Source organism: Pseudomonas sp. F8002 (genome assembly GCF_013385495.1).
GTDB lineage: Bacteria > Pseudomonadota > Gammaproteobacteria > Pseudomonadales > Pseudomonadaceae > Aquipseudomonas.
This window is the reverse complement of record NZ_JACAPW010000029.1, coordinates 1-15023: the sequence shown is the minus strand read 5'-3', so window position 1 is coordinate 15023 and position 15023 is coordinate 1. Positions and strand designations below refer to the sequence as shown.

General features: G+C 60.1%; 16 protein-coding genes. 9 read left to right on the top strand and 7 right to left on the bottom strand.

Annotation, left to right across the window (positions count from 1 at the left end; translation table 11 throughout):
• Positions 1-7: 7 nt before the first annotated feature.
• Positions 8-802: an alpha/beta fold hydrolase gene (locus HX811_RS20855; RefSeq protein WP_177047166.1), complete on the bottom strand. Its 795-nt coding sequence runs from the start codon at positions 800-802 to the stop codon at positions 8-10.
• 128 nt (positions 803-930) lie between these two features.
• The gene (locus tag HX811_RS20850; RefSeq protein ID WP_003215152.1) at positions 931-1815 is read right to left on the bottom strand and encodes a LysR family transcriptional regulator; all 885 of its coding nucleotides are present in this window, start codon (positions 1813-1815) and stop codon (positions 931-933) included.
• Between the two features lie 112 nt (positions 1816-1927).
• On the opposite strand from HX811_RS20850, the gene argC reads away from it, so the two are divergent.
• Positions 1928-2860 carry an N-acetyl-gamma-glutamyl-phosphate reductase gene (gene argC, locus HX811_RS20845; RefSeq protein WP_177047164.1) on the top strand — a complete coding sequence of 311 codons (933 nt, stop codon included), beginning with the start codon at positions 1928-1930 and terminating at the stop codon, positions 2858-2860.
• Here argC and HX811_RS20840 read toward each other — a convergent pair.
• On the bottom strand, positions 2844-3974 hold the full coding sequence (locus HX811_RS20840; RefSeq protein ID WP_177047162.1) for an epoxide hydrolase family protein: 1131 nt from the start codon (positions 3972-3974) through the stop codon (positions 2844-2846). The genes argC and HX811_RS20840 overlap by 17 nt on opposite strands.
• 122 nt (positions 3975-4096) lie before the next feature.
• On the opposite strand from HX811_RS20840, the gene HX811_RS20835 reads away from it, so the two are divergent.
• The gene (locus HX811_RS20835) at positions 4097-4978 is read left to right on the top strand and encodes a LysR family transcriptional regulator (protein WP_177047160.1); all 882 of its coding nucleotides are present in this window, start codon (positions 4097-4099) and stop codon (positions 4976-4978) included.
• Between the two features lie 16 nt (positions 4979-4994).
• Here HX811_RS20835 and HX811_RS20830 read toward each other — a convergent pair whose 3' ends face one another.
• The gene (locus tag HX811_RS20830; RefSeq protein WP_177047158.1) at positions 4995-5363 is read right to left on the bottom strand and encodes a hypothetical protein; all 369 of its coding nucleotides are present in this window, start codon (positions 5361-5363) and stop codon (positions 4995-4997) included.
• A gap of 121 nt (positions 5364-5484) precedes the next feature.
• Here HX811_RS20830 and HX811_RS20825 point away from each other — a divergent pair, with 121 nt between their 5' ends.
• A complete protein-coding gene (locus HX811_RS20825) occupies positions 5485-6021 on the top strand; it encodes an AAA family ATPase (protein ID WP_177047156.1) in 537 nt (178 codons plus the stop codon).
• Between the two features lie 159 nt (positions 6022-6180).
• Here HX811_RS20825 and HX811_RS20820 read toward each other — a convergent pair whose 3' ends face one another.
• A complete protein-coding gene (locus HX811_RS20820) occupies positions 6181-6744 on the bottom strand; it encodes a recombinase family protein (protein ID WP_008436314.1) in 564 nt (187 codons plus the stop codon).
• 315 nt (positions 6745-7059) lie between these two features.
• On the opposite strand from HX811_RS20820, the gene HX811_RS20815 reads away from it, so the two are divergent.
• Both HX811_RS20815 and HX811_RS20810 read left to right on the top strand, forming a co-directional pair.
• Positions 7060-8127, top strand: coding sequence for a fatty acid desaturase (locus HX811_RS20815; protein ID WP_177047154.1), 1068 nt, complete (start codon positions 7060-7062; stop codon positions 8125-8127).
• Between the two features lie 71 nt (positions 8128-8198).
• Positions 8199-9344, top strand: a complete 1146-nt coding sequence (locus HX811_RS20810) for a serine hydrolase domain-containing protein (protein ID WP_177047152.1) — start codon at positions 8199-8201, stop codon at positions 9342-9344.
• Between the two features lie 175 nt (positions 9345-9519).
• Here HX811_RS20810 and HX811_RS20805 read toward each other — a convergent pair whose 3' ends face one another.
• On the bottom strand, positions 9520-10086 hold the full coding sequence (locus tag HX811_RS20805) for a hypothetical protein (protein WP_177047150.1): 567 nt from the start codon (positions 10084-10086) through the stop codon (positions 9520-9522).
• A 239-nt stretch (positions 10087-10325) separates the two neighbouring features.
• On the opposite strand from HX811_RS20805, the gene HX811_RS20800 reads away from it, so the two are divergent.
• Entirely contained in the window at positions 10326-10946 is a 621-nt protein-coding gene (locus tag HX811_RS20800; protein ID WP_177009454.1) for a LysE family translocator, read from the top strand.
• Positions 10947-11016: 70 nt separating this feature from the next.
• Positions 11017-12180, top strand: a complete 1164-nt coding sequence (locus HX811_RS20795; protein ID WP_177047148.1) for a GGDEF domain-containing protein — start codon at positions 11017-11019, stop codon at positions 12178-12180.
• Between the two features lie 13 nt (positions 12181-12193).
• On the opposite strand, the gene HX811_RS20790 is transcribed toward HX811_RS20795, so the two are convergent.
• Complete coding sequence (locus HX811_RS20790; RefSeq protein ID WP_087695027.1) at positions 12194-12673, bottom strand: VOC family protein; 480 nt, start codon at positions 12671-12673, stop codon at positions 12194-12196.
• 96 nt (positions 12674-12769) lie between these two features.
• On the opposite strand from HX811_RS20790, the gene HX811_RS20785 reads away from it, so the two are divergent.
• A complete protein-coding gene (locus HX811_RS20785) occupies positions 12770-13738 on the top strand; it encodes an alpha/beta hydrolase (protein ID WP_177047145.1) in 969 nt (322 codons plus the stop codon).
• Between the two features lie 292 nt (positions 13739-14030).
• Positions 14031-14894 (top strand): 4-hydroxy-tetrahydrodipicolinate synthase, encoded by an 864-nt coding sequence (gene dapA, locus HX811_RS20780; protein WP_177047143.1) that lies wholly within the window; start codon positions 14031-14033, stop codon positions 14892-14894.
• Positions 14895-15023 lie beyond the last annotated feature (129 nt).

The window sequence follows — 15023 nt, the reverse complement described above, 5'->3', positions numbered from 1 at the left end:
ATGGGTATCAGCCGTGTTGAAAGTCCGCAATCTGCTGCCACATCGCGATCGGGTTGGAGTACATCGGGAAGTGCCCGCACCGGGCAATCGGCGCCAACCGCACGCCTTGCGCCTGGATATGCGCCAGGTACGACAAATGGGCATTCTGCTCGCCGTACATGAACATGCGCGGGCATTCCAGGCCGAGGAACTTGCCCATCAAGTCGGCGTTATCCGACAGCTCGACCATCGACTGGAAGATCCCCCGCACCGCCCCGGCACGCACCTTGTGCCGCAGGCTCGCCGAATACAGCGCGCTGGCGTAGGCCGGTGCCTGCCGGGTGCGTTCGATAAAGGCGCTGAAAAACGCCTCGGGATCGTCCGCCGGGTAGTCGACGATCTGCCGGCTGAGAAAGCAGTCTTCCGGGGCGATATTGCCTTCGATATCGACAAAGCTCAGCACCCGGCCCGGCAACCGGTGCGCCAGCATCAGCGCGGTGAGGCCGCCCATGGAATGGCCGACCAGATGAAAGCGCTCGATGTTGAAATGCTCGAGCACCTGCAAGGCGGTCTGCAGCAGGAACGGGATGGCGATCTTCGACAGGTCATCGCAAAGGCTCTCACCGCAACCGGGGGCGTCATAGGCCACAAATGGATGACCGTCGAAGGCAGGTTGCTGGACGATGTCGGCGTAGTCTTCCTTGGTCGAGCCAAAGCCATGCAGGAACACGATTGGCGCCAGGGTACCCGCGCGGTGGATCGCGGCGATGTTCAACGGCACATCGTCGACGACGATAGGGAGTTGTGTGTGGGTGAATGGCATGGTGAAGACTCCCTGAAAAACCGATTGGCGGCTCAAAAGCCGTTAATTTCAACGGTATTCAGGTTTCTGTAAATTCCTGATTCGGGAAGGTATTCATAGGCTGATCGTATGAGTCGTTCCATAACGCCCTACCCCGCACTCAATCCCCACAACACGTCCAACACATGTTGCGTAGGCCGCTCAACCTCCCCGGCGCGATGGGCGATCCCCAGTTGCCGCCACAGCAACGGTTGCAACGGCCGCATCGCAATCCGGGTGTCGTGCAAGGGCGTGGACGCTTCATGGGGCAACAACGTGGCCCCGTAACCGGCGGCCACCAGGCTTTTGATTGCGTCGTTGTAATTCAGCTGAATACGCGCCGTCGGCTGGTAGCCGTCATTGGCAAACCACTCCGAGGTCAGGCGCGAAAGCCGGGTGGTGCCGTCATTCAGTATCAATGGTTGTGCGGCCAGCCAGGCGGGGGTCACCACTTCCGGGCATTCCCGGCGCGCCGGCAAAAACGCCATGACCGGGTCGCGCCGCCAGGGCTCGATCCGCAAGCCCTTCACCGGTGCCTGGGGCAGCGCCACCAGGCCGATCTCCAGGGCGCCCTCGGCCAGCTTCTTCAATGTGTCCTGCGACGTGAGCACCGCCACCTGCACATCAATGGCGGGATGATGTTGGCTCAAGGTTTCCAGGGCTTGCGGCAGCAACTGTGCGATGGCTCCGGTTGAGGCTCCCAGGCGCACCCGCCCCGCCAGCCCCTGCACCTGTCGCTCCACGTCTTCAAGCGCCTGCTCGGCATCCGCCAACAAGCGGCGCGCGCGCTCCACCAGGGTTTCGCCAATCGCTGAAGGCTGCACCCGCCCACGGGTACGCGATAGCAGCTTGCCGCCCACTCGCGCCTCCAGGTCGGCGATATGCAGGCTGACGGTAGGTGGCGCCAGGTTGAGCATGCGGGCTGCCTCGGCGAAGGAACCGAGGTCGGCAATCGCCACCAACGTACGCAGGCGGTCCAGGCTGATTTCGCGCATGGGTCAATCCTCGTTCATAAAATCTGAACTTCATCGTTTGGAAATTCAACTTTTCCTATCCTAGCGGCTCGCCGAAGATTGGAACACCTGATTTCCTATCCGAGTGCATCCCATGGCAAATCCTCTTGTATTCATCGATGGCGACCAAGGCACCACCGGGCTGCAGATCCATCAACGCCTGCGCGACCGCACCGACCTGCAACTGATCACCCTCAGCCCCGAACACCGCAAGGACCCGCAACAGCGCGCCGAGATGATCAACGCCTGCGACATCGCGATTCTCTGCCTGCCCGACGACGCCGCACGGGACGCCGTCGCCAGCATCCACAATCCGGCCGTGCGGGTGATCGACGCGAGTTCGGCACACCGCACTCATCCCGACTGGACCTACGGTTTCGCCGAGATGAATCCACAACAGGCGCAACGCATTGCCACGGCGCAGCGGGTGAGCAATCCCGGTTGCTATCCCACCGGTGCGATTGGGTTGCTGCGCCCGTTGCTTGAGGCCGGGCTGCTGCCCGGGGACTACCCGACGACCATTCATGCGGTCTCGGGCTATTCCGGCAAGGGCCGCGCCGGGGTGCAGGAACATGAGGGCACCGACGGCTCGCAGGCGCCCGCGTTCCTGGTGTATGGGCTGAGGCTGGCACACAAGCATGTGCCGGAGATTCAGCAGCAAAGCGGGCTGACGCAGCCGCCGCTGTTTGTGCCGGCCTACGGGGCGTTCCGCCAGGGCATCGTGCTGACCATCCCGCTGCAACTGCGGCTGTTGGCCCCGGGCGTGGACGCCGCGCGGTTGCATGCCTGCCTGTCGCAGCACTACCGCGATACCCGTCACGTACAGGTGCTGTCGATGCAGGCTGCGAGGGGGTTGACCTACCTCGACCCTCAAGCGCTGAACGGCACGGACGATGTGCGTTTGATCGTGCGTGAAAACCACGAGACGGGCCAGGTCCTGCTGGCGGCGGTGTTCGACAACCTCGGCAAGGGCGCCGCAGGTGCCGCCGTGCAAAACCTGGATTTGATGATCAAGCCGAGACCGTAGCGATAAAGGCGCGCAGGTCCGCCAGCATCAACGCCGGCTGCTCCCAGGCCGCGAAGTGACCGCCGGCGGGCATCTCGCTCCAGTGCACGATGTTGAAGGTCTTTTCGGCAAATGAGCGCGGCGGCGGCACGAACACCGGGTCACGAAAGGCGGCAAATCCGGTCGGCACCTGGATGCGGGTGCCGGCCGGGAATTTTGACGATCCCTCAAGGCGCTTGCCGTGATACATCCACGTCGCGGTGACCATGGAAGATGGCGCGAGATACAACATGATGTTGGTCAGCAGTTGCTCCTCGGTAAAGGTGCCCCAGAGATCCGGACTGCCATCGGCGGTAGTGGGCAGATCGGCCCATGTGCCGATTTTTTCGAGGATCCATCCCGCGGCCCCCACCGGGCTGTCGGCCAGCGCGACACCCAGGGTCTGCGGGCGGGTTTCCTGCTGGTGGTTATAGCCGGTTTCCCAGTCGATCAGCACGTCACGCCGGGCGACGAAAGCCTCCTCCTCCGGCGTGGCCGCAACGGTGCCCTGGGCCAGCAGGTCGGCCATGTTCAGGTGAATCCCCAGTAACGCTTCGGGCCGATCATGGGCCATCCACCCGGCGATGCCCGAACCCCAGTCACCGCCCTGAACGATGAAGCGGGTTGGCCCGAACAGCCGGGCCATCAGCCCATGCATGAGTTCGGCCGCCCGACGTGGACCAATCACTCCGGTGATCGGCCTGGAGAATGCAAACCCCGGAAGCGACGGCACGATCACATCGTGTCCGTCAGCCGCCAACGGTTCCAGCAGCGCCTCGAACTCCAGGTACGAACCTGGCCAGCCATGGAGCAGCAGGATCGGCGGCCTGGAACCGTCGCCCCGCACATGGACGAAGTGCAGGTGCTCGCCCTCAATCTCGGTGATGAAGTTGGGCAGTTGGTTGAGGTGTTTTTCGACCCGGCGCCAATCATAGGATTCCAGCCAGTAAGAGACCAGGCGCTGAAGGTCGCGCACGCCAACGCCCGACTTCCACCCTCCCAAATCGGGAAGCTGGGTCCAATCGTAGGCGGCGACTTTGTCGCGGATGGCCACAAGATGTTCGTCGGGGATATTGATGGTGTAGGGCAAGATCATGGGATTCTCCCGGTGAGTTTCCGTATTACATTGCTTTACGCAATACTGAACCCGACAAAAACCGATTTGAACCCCATTACGCCGCTCAAGGCCTTTGCGAAAAACGCACAAGTGAGTTTCCCGTGGACATAACGGACGAACTGGAAATCTTTACCCTCGTGGCCGAGACCGCGAGTTTCTCGGCGGCCGCGCGTCGCTTGAACCTTGCGCCCTCCTCCATCGCGCGGGTGCTGGACCGCATGGAGGCCCGGCTGGGCGTACGCCTGTTGCTGCGAACCACGCGCTCACTGACCGTGACCCCGGAGGGCGCCGCCTATCTGTCGTGCGCCCGGCGGATCCTCACGGACCTGCGGGAAACCGAACAGCAGATTACCGACCAGAGTTCACCCCGCGGGCGCCTGCGGGTCAGCAGTTCGCTGCTGTATGGCAGGACCTTCGTGATCCCGCTGTTGGGCGAGTTCATTCAGCGCTACCCGGACATCCTGGTGGACATCAACCTGACCGACACCGTGGTCGACATCGCCGCCGGGCAAGCCGACGTCGCAGTGCGATTGGGCCCGCTGCCCGACAGCAGCCTGACGTCCCGCCGGCTGGGCGCCACCCACAAGGTCATCATTGCTGCGCCGAGCTATCTGGCACGAAGCGGCACGCCGCTGGTGCCGGAAGACCTGCTGGATCACGACTGCATCGGTTTCAACTTCAAGCGTGCGGCGCCCACCTGGCCGTTTCGCAAGGATGGCCACGACTATTCACTGACGATCAAGGGCCATGTCGAAACCAATAACGGTGACACCCAGGGCCAATTGGCGGCCGAGGGCATCGGCATCGCGCGGGTCTGCGCCGAGACCGTGGCGGACGCCATTCAGGCGGGTCGGCTGGTGCCGCTGCTGGAGGCATTCAATCCCGGCGATGGCGAAGAGATCCATGCCGTGTTCCTCGGCGGTACCCACACGCCGGCGCGGGTCCGGTGCTTTGTCGACTACCTGGTTGAGCGGTTCCAGTAGGCGCGAAACCCCATGACTACTCGGCAACGAGTTCGACGTAGCTCGACTCCCCACCGCCCTCTGCGCCCGACAGCCAACCCCAGACGAAGGCCAGGGTGGTACGCCCGGCGTCATCCACGCCTACCGTGCCCCGGGACCAGCCGGCAAGAATCTCGCCCTCGGTGGTCAGGCATTGATACAGCAACTCGATGGTATCGGGGCCTGTGGCGCGCCCGACTTGATTGCCCATGCGAATCCGGCCGCCCTGGTAGGTGCCCCAGATGGCGTTTTCATCGACGTGGTAATGAAACACGGTGCCTGTACCGGACACACCATGGGTGTTGCCCGCGACGATAAACCGGCGGTTGTCCAGGCGTTCGCTGATTTGGCAAAAGGCGTTTAGCATTGACAGGCGCTTCCTTGGTCGAGAGGGTCCATTCCGGGGCGCCCAACCTACCTCATATGGCTTTTGTCGGTCATGTAAAACCTGCACAATTGTGGGCTTTTCCGCGAAAGGACGCCCCTTCATGCAACGCATCGTGATACTCGGTAATGCCGGCAGCGGAAAATCCACCCTCTCCCGCGCCCTCGGCCAACGCCTGGGCCTGCCCGTGGTGCACCTGGACACCCTGTTCTGGTCACCCGGCTGGGTCGAACCCGACGCCGAGCAGTTCCGTACCCGCGTGCGCGACGCCGTTGCCGCCGATGGCTGGGTGTGTGAAGGTAACTATGCGCGGCGCACGTTCGACCTGCGCCTGCCCCGTGCCGATTTGATCATCTGGCTCGACACGCCACGGCTCACCTGCTTTACCCGGGTGATCCTGCGCAGTGCGCTGAACCGCCCGCGCCCGGATATTCCCGCCGGCTGTACCGAGACACTCGACCGGGAGTTCCTGACATTCCTGAAGTACGTGTGGACGTTTGATCGCGGCCACCGGCCAGGTATCGAGGCGGTGCGGTTGGCGGCAGGCCCGTCGGTGCCCGTGGTGCACTTGCGCGGTGGCCGGCAGATCGCCGAGTTTCTCGAGCGCTTGCCCGCAGCATCTGAAGGCTGCCTTGAATAAATGGAGCAGGAGCGTTGGCCGCGATAGTAGGTCGTCTTGCCAGCGAAGAAATCATTGATGGCAAGACTTCCACCGCTTTCGGGCCATGCCGTCCTGACAGGTTTTTTCAACTGTAGGATCTTGTTGGCAGCCGCTCCCTCGTGCGACCTGAAGAAGCCCCTATCTGGATCTCAAGTACCGATAGAGCGTCTGCCGACTGATTTCAAAATCACGCGCCAATTTGGATCTACTTTCTCCTGCAGTGGCCCGGTCAATCAAGTTTACAACCTGATTGTCAGACAGCTTTTTCTTGCGACCTCTATAAGTCCCACGATTCTTTGCACTGGCAATTCCCGCCGCCTGTCTTTCCCTCATCGCAGCGCGCTCGAACTCTGCAATCAGCTCCATTACCGCAATGATCGACTCCACGACTTCAAGACAGTCATGCCGGAAAACCAGGTTTTCGTTCAAACACTCCAACGTGACCTGCTTTTCAATCAACCGGCGAATGATGGCGCACAGCTGCTCCGTGCTTGAAGTCAGCGCTGCCATGCTGTCCACCACCACAGTATCCCCGCACTGCAGGTAGCGGAGTAGCCTTTCCAGGCCTGCAGGATTCGCGGCATTGTCTGCCGGCTCATCGCAAAACACGGCATCAAATACATCGTCGCTTGTTATTTTCTCTACGCCACCCTCGGGCTCTTTTAGAGCGCGCCGGACATATTTGATGCGATGCAATCTCATGGTGCCTCCTTGGCAATACTTGTACAGCGTCATTTTATACTTGTACAAACTGTAACTAAATCATCAATTCCTTACACCGCACTTGTAACACTGAACCCACCCAAAATACACAGTTGCAAAGAGTTGAACTTCCCTTATCATTTTGAAGCATGGAATTTTAACAAGCTTTTCGCAAAAAAGTCGATTTCGTATTCCTTGAATGCCCCGTGCAATTCAAGCAACCCATATGAGTATCTACTGTTTTACAGCTCCAATAATTGACATGACCGGCTTGACGCGGCTGGTAATTTCTCGATGCAATCAGAGGATGAATGGATGAATGTCTTGGAAGGCGCCATCGAAATTGATCGCCCAACTACCGATCAGGAAAAGATTGATAAGGTAACCCGCAGTATTACCGATCATGGGAACTACCTGCGAAAGCGTTATCCGATCCTGCAGCACCAGGATGCTCTGGGCGCGAGTGTCATGGCGTTTTCCCTGATAGGGATGCTCATTACGGGAGGGCTCTATCTAAAGGGTTTTATCCCCGCATGGATGTGTATTCTGGTCAATGCGCTGCTGACTTCGTTCATTCATGAAATCGAACACGACCTGATTCATCGCCTTTATTTTAGAAAACAGCCGCTGGCCCATAATGCCATGATGCTCTTCTGCTGGCTGGCACGCCCGGGTATGCCCAGCCCGTGGCTAAGACGCAGTCTGCACTTTCATCACCATAAGGAGTCCGGAACTGATTCTGATGTTGAAGCCTGGATCACCACCAGCGGCAGTCCTTGGGGAATACTGCGATTACTGAAACTGGTGGACGGCTTTGTATTTGGTTTTCTAAATGCGGTGTTTGCCCCGGGATGGCGGCAAAAGGTAAAATTGTTAGGCAAGATCATTCGGCTCAATACACCATTCGGGCTTCTGTATTGGGGGTGCTGGTATGTGTTCCTCGGCTACCACTTGTATGTCTGGCTTGGGTCAATTACCGGGATGGAGGTTCACAGTTCAGCTACGACGCTGGAATTAATGGATATCGTCAATAGCGCAGTGGTTATTCTTATAGCGCCCAATATGATACGGCAGTTCTGCCTGTTCTTTATAAGTTCAAATATGCACTATTACGGAGATATTGCCCCGCGTAACGCATTACAACAAACCCAGGTGATGAACCCTTGGTGGCTGTGGCCGTTCCAGTTGTTCTGTTTTAACTTTGGCAGCACTCACAGCATCCATCACTTCGTGGTGAGAGACCCGTTTTATCTCCGTCAGATGACGGCACCTTATGCTCATAGAGTCATGGCCCAGGCCGGTGTCAGGTTCAATGACTTCGGCACCTACAAACGAGCCAATCGCTTTTCCATGGAGCACTCCCAAACTCGGTCTCGTGGGTGAATTCCTCCACAACCATTATCCGTGTTCGGCCAGTATCAAGGGCCGCACTTCAAATACGAGGACGTTGAGGTATGAAAGCGCAAGGGATATGTGCGAAGCAGTTTGAAGCGGTCAAGCAGGCCTTCGAGGACATGTTCGATGATCCGCAGGAACGTGGGGCCGGCCTGTGCGTGCAGGTAGGCGCAGAGATCGTTGTCGACCTGTGGGCCGGCATGGCAGACCAGGCGGGGACGAAACCCTGGACCCGCGATACGCTGGCCAATACCTTCTGCGTAATAAAACCCTATGTCGCGGTGGCCGTCCTGATGTTGGTTGAGGCGGGCAAGCTGGAGCTGGATGCACCCGTGGCCCGTTACTGGCCCGAGTTCGCCCGGAGCGGGAAAGCAAAGGTCACCCTGCGCCAGGTGATGAACCATACCGCAGGCCTGCCGGCGCTGCGGGGGCCCGACCATAACCCCATGATGTATGACTGGGAGCATATGCTGCGACTGCTGGAGGCCGAGCCGCTGTGGTGGGAACCGGGAACAGACCTGGGCTACGGCACCACCACGTTTGGCTGGATCCTCGGCGAGTTGATTCGCCGGGTGGACGGACGAGATCCCTGTGTGTTTATCCACGAAGAGATTCTCGATCCCCATGAGTTGGACGTGCACCTTGGCGTGAACGAAGAACACTTTCACCGTATCGCGCGTTTCGACAGTGCCACGGGACGAGTCGGTGACCCTTACTCGCAGGCGTTGCGAACCGTGGTGAAAAACGAGCCGTCGCATATCGCGACGCTCGCCTTCACCAACCCCGGAATGGTGCCCAGACGAACCAGTGACCCTCGCTGGTGGGCCTACCGGCAACCCGCCGTGTGTGGACACGGTTCGGCTCATGGCCTGGCCGGTTTCTACAGTGCATTGATGGCAGGAAACTTTATCGGTCCCGAGCTGCTTACTGAATTCCGCCGTGAGCACAGTCATGGCATGGATCGAGTATGGATGCGCCCCATGCGTTATGGATTGGGTTGCATGCTGGAGCAGCAACGCGACCCGACGGCTTCCCATGCAATGGGCCCGAATACCTTTGGCCATATCGGGCTTGGTGGCCCGATCAGTTTCGCTGATCCCGAAAAACAAGTGAGCTTCGGTTTTGTCACCACGACTTCGGGCAGCCATTCGATGATTGATCCACGCCCCCGCCGACTTTCATCCCTTGTCTATGCGGCGCTTTGAAGGCAAGGGGGCGGATCTGTTCATCTGACGCTTTCAAGGGGACGCACTACTGCCGAATGCAACGCAGCAAGTTTGTGGCAAGACACAAGTGGCTGATGGCAAACCGAAACCTTCCCCTCCGGCCAACAATGAGTCATTGGCTTATGAACGAAGGCTGGTACAACGACGACATGATTTATTTATAAATAAATTCATACGCCTCGATATAAGAACCTATCTTGTTTGAATGAGCAGTCACCCACACTGCATTCATGCCTGTCTTTCTTTGATCGTTGAATTCCGACTGAGTGGTACAAAGCGTAACCCAGCGCTCAGTCTTTAAATCCTTAATCCGCAGACCCGCCTCACAACGACTGAACTTTCCAACGTAGGGCCCCGGAGTCACCAGCTCGTAAGGTGACGCATACTGAACAATGTCGCCGGGCAACAGGTACGTAACGACGTCATAACTGTGCAAGGACAAAATCAGACCCAGGCAAAAGCCACCGAAAAAAGATTCTCCAACACGGTTCGGGTTTCTTACAGCCGGACGATAGTAGGTGGCCCTTGCAGCAAAAAAGAGTCCAACCAGACAACCACTGACTATATAGGTCGTCCACTCGGGAATCGATGGCATTAAAACCGTTCGCATTACAATGCGACCGGCCCAGAGCGTATAAGCAATCCATGCTCCAAATACCAGACACACCACCAACAACCAGGTTCTTATCTTTGATTTGTTTTCAAATGAAGGATATTCCATTCCCTGCCTACTCTATTTTTAATTCCCGGGAAAAGCGCTTCGTGCTTCACGCCAACTTCCTTTACCCGATTGGCATGCCGGCATATTAACGAATGAGCGTCATGGTGACCGATCTATTTACCCGCGATTCACAGACATGGCCAGAGCGCCATCGGTTCTACCCACTAGCGCAAATTGTTCAACCGCCTCACATCCCTTATCCTCGTGGCCTTACCTGCCAGCGCCCGCCGGAGCCCCCCATGGACCTCGCCACCCTCACCCTCTTCCTCCCGGCCTGCTTCGCCCTGAACATGGCGCCAGGCCCGAACAACCTGCTGTCCGTGAGCAACTCCACCCGCTACGGCTACCGCACTTCGTGCCTGGCAGGCGTCGGGCGACTGCTGGCCTTTGCCGGGATGATCGCCCTCGCGTCCGCCGGGCTGGCGGTGGTGCTGCAAACCTCGGAGTTGTTGTTCTACGGGATCAAGATCCTAGGGGCGGCGTATCTATTCTATCTGGCGTATCAACTGTGGCGGTCCAATCCGCACGCGGAGGCTGAGTCGACGGCGCCCAAGGCGGGCTTGTGGGCCTTGGCGCGACAGGAGTTCCTGGTGGCCGCCGGCAATCCCAAGGCAATCCTGATTTTTACCGCCTTCCTGCCGCAATTCGTCGACCCGGCACGTCCTATCACGCCGCAATTCGCCCTGCTGGGAGCGATGTTTCTGGCGCTGGAATGGTTCGCCATCAGCGCCTACGCCTATATGGGTTTGCATATGCGCCGCTGGTTCGCGCAGCCTCGGGGCAAGCGGATTTTCAACCGCTGCTGTGCGGGGTTGTTGTCGGCCGCCGCGACGGTATTGCTGATGGCGCGCAGGGCCTGAGCACTGCGAAAAACCGGCGAAAACGCTTACAATCGCCGTCTCACCGCAACTCAGGCAGGCCAGTTCGCCCATGGCGCTCGACCCCATCACCATACTGGTCCTCACCATCGCACTGGCAGGCGCCGCCGCGCTGTACCTGGCCGTCGAGTGGCGCAATGTCCGCGAGCCATCGCTGCTGTACTGGACTGCCGGTTTCGCCATCATCAGCGTGGGCAGCACCCTGGCGCTGTTGCGGGCCAGCGGCCTGGTGTTGATCGGCATCTGGTTCGCCAACGGGTTGCTGATCACCGCCCACTGGCTGTTCCTGCTGGGCGTTGCGCGTTTCACCCAGGTGCGCCTGTCTCGCGCCTGGTACCTGATGTTCGTGGCCTGGTTTGCCATGCTGCTGTTGCCGGAAGGACAGTCGTGGTCCAGGGCCATGCTGCTGGCCAACTCGCTGCTGGTTGCCCTGCCGACCCTGCGGGCCAGTTTCCTGTTGCGCCCCCATGGCCGATCACTCAGCGTGGGCGCGGTGCAACTGCGCTATGTGCTGCTGGCCCACGGGCTGTTCTATCTGGCCAAGTCGCTGGTGGCGATCGTGCCGGGGACACTGATCGACCTGACGGCGTTTCGTGGCGAGATCATTCAGGTGTCGCTGGTGGAAGGCGCCATGGCGATCATGCTGATTGCATTGTCGATGACCGGCACCGAGCGCTACCGCCGTGAGGAACAGATTGCACGGTTGGCCGCCCGCGACCCGTTGACCGCGCTGTATAACCGCCGCGCCCTTGAAATGCGCGCGCCGAACCTGCTGAGCGAGGTCTCGCAGGCCCGGCCGGGTGCCCTGCTGTTGATCGACATCGACAATTTCAAGCTGATCAACGACCTGTACGGCCATACCGCGGGCGACCGGCTGCTGGTGGCCCTGAGCGAGATGATTCGCGCGCAGTTGCCCGATGATTCGCTGGCGGCGCGGTTGGGTGGCGACGAGTTCGTGATCCTGCTTAACGACACCTCGAACGCGCGCATTGTCGCGCTGGGCAGCGCCCTGCGCGAACAGTTTCATCAGGCTGCCTCGCAGGCGTTCGCCACGCCCGAGGCGGTGACATTGAGCATCGGCGCCAGCCTGTTCGACACGCCGCCCGCCAGCCTCGCAGCCTTGATCGAGCAAGGCGACGCGGCGCTGTATGAATCCAAGCGTGGCGGACGCAACCGTATTCGTCTGGTGGACCGGACTGCGGTGGGCGCCGATTGACTCAATCGGTGCATCAACCTTTGAGCGCCGCCTCAATCCCCGCTATATCAATCCTGGTCATCCCCATCATCGCGTCAAACGCCCGCTTGGCCGCTGCCGGGTCGGGATGGGTGATCGCCGCGCTCAGTACACGCGGGGTAATCTGCCATCTCACCCCCCATTTATCCTGGCACCAGCCGCAGACGTTTTCCTGGCCGCCATGGCTGACAATCGCGTGCCACAAGCGGTCGGTTTCCGCCTGGTCGTCGGTGGCCACCTGGAACGAAAACGCCTCGTTGTGCTGCACGCCGGAGCCGCCGTTCAGCCCCAGGCAAGGAATACCCATGACGGTGAATTCCACGGTCAACACATCGCCCTGTTTGCCCGCCGGATAATCCCCGGGGGCGTGATGGACCGCGGTCACTGCGCTGTCCGGGAAGGTCCTGGCGTAGAAGTTGGCAGCGTCCAGTGCACTGCCGTCGTACCAAAGGCACACCGTGTTTTTGCTGAGCATGAGTGTTCTCCAGCGTGGAGGTTCGGACTTGCAGTGTAGTACCGCTACCGACAAGAATGCGTTCGCGTCCTGACATGAACCCAAACGGTGCAGAGAATGAGTAATGGTGTAAGGATCGACCCGCGAATCATCCAGGTTCCGCGGTCCATCAGCCCCGAGGCCCAGGCGATGCTGCAACGCATGGTGAACGCCGATGGCGTGCCGCTGAACAGCCTGTACACCCTGCCCGCACCCGATGACCACGCTGGCTGGCGCCGCATGCAGGCCGCAGTTGCCCAACAGTACGCGGCGTCCCAGGCAGGACAGACGGCAGACCACGTTGAGACATTCACCGTGGAAGACGCCAACGTGTACCGGGCGACGCCGGCATACGGGGCCGAGTTCGCCTATATCGACCTGCACGGCGGCGCCCTGGTGTTCGGCGGCGGCGAAAACGCCCGCCTCGCCGCCGGCAAGCACGCCGACCTGCACAACCTGACCTGCTACGGCGTGGACTACCGCATGCCGCCTGACCATCCGTACCCGGCGGCACTCGATGACTGTATGGCCACCTACCGGCATGTGCTGAAGCACCACACCCCGGACAAGATCGTGATCGGCGGACGCTCGGCCGGAGGCAACCTCGCCGCTGCCATGGTGCTGCGCGCCCGCGACGAAGGCTTGCCGCTGCCGGCCGCGCTGGTATTGCTGTCACCCGAAGTGGACCTGACCGAATCGGGCGACAGCTTCCAGGTCAACCGCACCGTCGATGTGGTGTTGCCCAACCCGCTGATGAGCACCAACCTGCTGTACGCCGCCGGCGCGGATTTGTCTCACCCGTACCTGTCGCCGCTGTTCGGGGATTTCGCACCAGGCTTCCCGCCGACGTTCGTGCAAAGCGGCACCCGCGACCTGTTCCTGTCCAACGCCGTACGCCTGCACCGGGCGCTGCGTCAAGCCGAGGTACCGGTGGAACTGCACATCTTTGAAGCAATGCCCCACGGCGGTTTCATGGGCGCGCCGGAAGACGCAGAACTGTCGGCAGAGCAGGTGCGTTTCGTGCGCCACTGGTTGAACCGCGACTGATCGCCGTGAGTTGACACACCCTGTAATAATCCATAAAGATAAGCGCCTTCTTCAGGGTGTGTCCTCAATGTCTGCAACGACCTTCAACTTTTCCGTCATTGGCTTGATTGCCAAGGCGCAAGGTTGCGTTGCGCACGCCCTCAAATCGAAGAAACAGTCGCTCATGTGACCGGGGCGCGCTGTCCCGTCAGATGAGCTGACAGGACATTGAGCGCGAAGGCCCCCTCCTCTTGCTTACTTCCCTCTGCCCTTCTGACGGTGACGAAATCGGTCAACCATCAGGAGAAAGCGCATGTCATCGTTTCAAGGTATCTGGGTTCCCGTCGTTACACCGTTTCATAACGGCGCCATCGACTTCATCGGCTTGCGCCGCCTGGTCTGCCATCTGCTGGAACAAGGCGTGGCCGGGATCATGGTCTGTACCACCACCGGCGAAGCCGCAGCACTGAGCCGCCGTGAGCAGTTGGCGATGCTGGATGCCGTACTGGAACTGGTACCGCCGCAGCAGGTGGTGATGGGCCTGGCGGGGTATAACCAGATTGAGCTGCTGCAGTTCCAGAGTGAAATCCTGCAACGCGCGGTGGCCGGTTTGCTGGTACCGCCGCCGAGCTACATTCGCCCGTCCCAGGCGGGCCTTGAGGCGTTCTTCCGCACCGTGGCCGATGCGTCCAGTGTGCCGATCATTCTGTATGACATTCCCTACCGCACCGGTATCGCCTTCGAACAGGCGACGTTGCTGAACATCGTCGCCCATGAACGGATCGTCGCGATCAAGGATTGTGGCGGAAACCTGGCCAATACCCTGGCGCTGCTGGCCAGCGGGAATGTGGATGTGTTGTGTGGCGAGGATGTGCAGATATTCAACGCGCTGTGCCTGGGAGCGACCGGCGCGATTGCCGCGTCGGCGCATGTGCGTACCGCAGATTTTGTGGCGCTGCATCGACAGGTTCGCGACAACCGGTTGCTGGCGGCTCGCGAGACGTTTTTCGGGCTGCTGCCGTTGATTCACACACTGTTCGTGGAGCCCAATCCGGCGCCGGTGAAGGCCGCGCTGGCGATGGAGGGTTTGATCGGCAGTGAGTTGCGGGCGCCGATGTTGGGGGCGAGTGAGACGGTGACAAATCGGTTGCAGCAAGTATTAGGCGTGCGGCAATAACCCGTGGCGAGGGAGCTTGCTCCCGCTGGGCTGCGCAGCAGCCCCAATTCAGGCACCGCGTTTTCGCCAGGTAAAATGGGGTGACCGGTTTTGGGGGCGCTTCGCACCCCAGCGGGAGCAAGCTCTTAT

What these genes read in the sequence shown, in the direction of transcription:
- HX811_RS20855 (WP_177047166.1), bottom strand. Translation starts at nt 802, where the DNA reads ATGCCATTCACCCACACACAACTCCCTATCGTCGTCGACGATGTGCCG.
- HX811_RS20840 (WP_177047162.1), bottom strand. Translation starts at nt 3,974, where the DNA reads ATGATCTTGCCCTACACCATCAATATCCCCGACGAACATCTTGTGGCC.
- HX811_RS20790 (WP_087695027.1), bottom strand. Translation starts at nt 12,673, where the DNA reads ATGCTCAGCAAAAACACGGTGTGCCTTTGGTACGACGGCAGTGCACTG.
- HX811_RS20795 (WP_177047148.1), top strand. Translation starts at nt 11,017, where the DNA reads ATGGCGCTCGACCCCATCACCATACTGGTCCTCACCATCGCACTGGCA.
- HX811_RS20810 (WP_177047152.1), top strand. Translation starts at nt 8,199, where the DNA reads ATGAAAGCGCAAGGGATATGTGCGAAGCAGTTTGAAGCGGTCAAGCAG.
- dapA (WP_177047143.1), top strand. Translation starts at nt 14,031, where the DNA reads ATGTCATCGTTTCAAGGTATCTGGGTTCCCGTCGTTACACCGTTTCAT.
- HX811_RS20820 (WP_008436314.1), bottom strand. Translation starts at nt 6,744, where the DNA reads ATGAGATTGCATCGCATCAAATATGTCCGGCGCGCTCTAAAAGAGCCC.
- HX811_RS20805 (WP_177047150.1), bottom strand. Translation starts at nt 10,086, where the DNA reads ATGGAATATCCTTCATTTGAAAACAAATCAAAGATAAGAACCTGGTTG.
- argC (WP_177047164.1), top strand. Translation starts at nt 1,928, where the DNA reads ATGGCAAATCCTCTTGTATTCATCGATGGCGACCAAGGCACCACCGGG.
- HX811_RS20825 (WP_177047156.1), top strand. Translation starts at nt 5,485, where the DNA reads ATGCAACGCATCGTGATACTCGGTAATGCCGGCAGCGGAAAATCCACC.
- HX811_RS20830 (WP_177047158.1), bottom strand. Translation starts at nt 5,363, where the DNA reads ATGCTAAACGCCTTTTGCCAAATCAGCGAACGCCTGGACAACCGCCGG.
- HX811_RS20785 (WP_177047145.1), top strand. Translation starts at nt 12,770, where the DNA reads ATGAGTAATGGTGTAAGGATCGACCCGCGAATCATCCAGGTTCCGCGG.
- HX811_RS20850 (WP_003215152.1), bottom strand. Translation starts at nt 1,815, where the DNA reads ATGCGCGAAATCAGCCTGGACCGCCTGCGTACGTTGGTGGCGATTGCC.
- HX811_RS20815 (WP_177047154.1), top strand. Translation starts at nt 7,060, where the DNA reads ATGAATGTCTTGGAAGGCGCCATCGAAATTGATCGCCCAACTACCGAT.
- HX811_RS20800 (WP_177009454.1), top strand. Translation starts at nt 10,326, where the DNA reads ATGGACCTCGCCACCCTCACCCTCTTCCTCCCGGCCTGCTTCGCCCTG.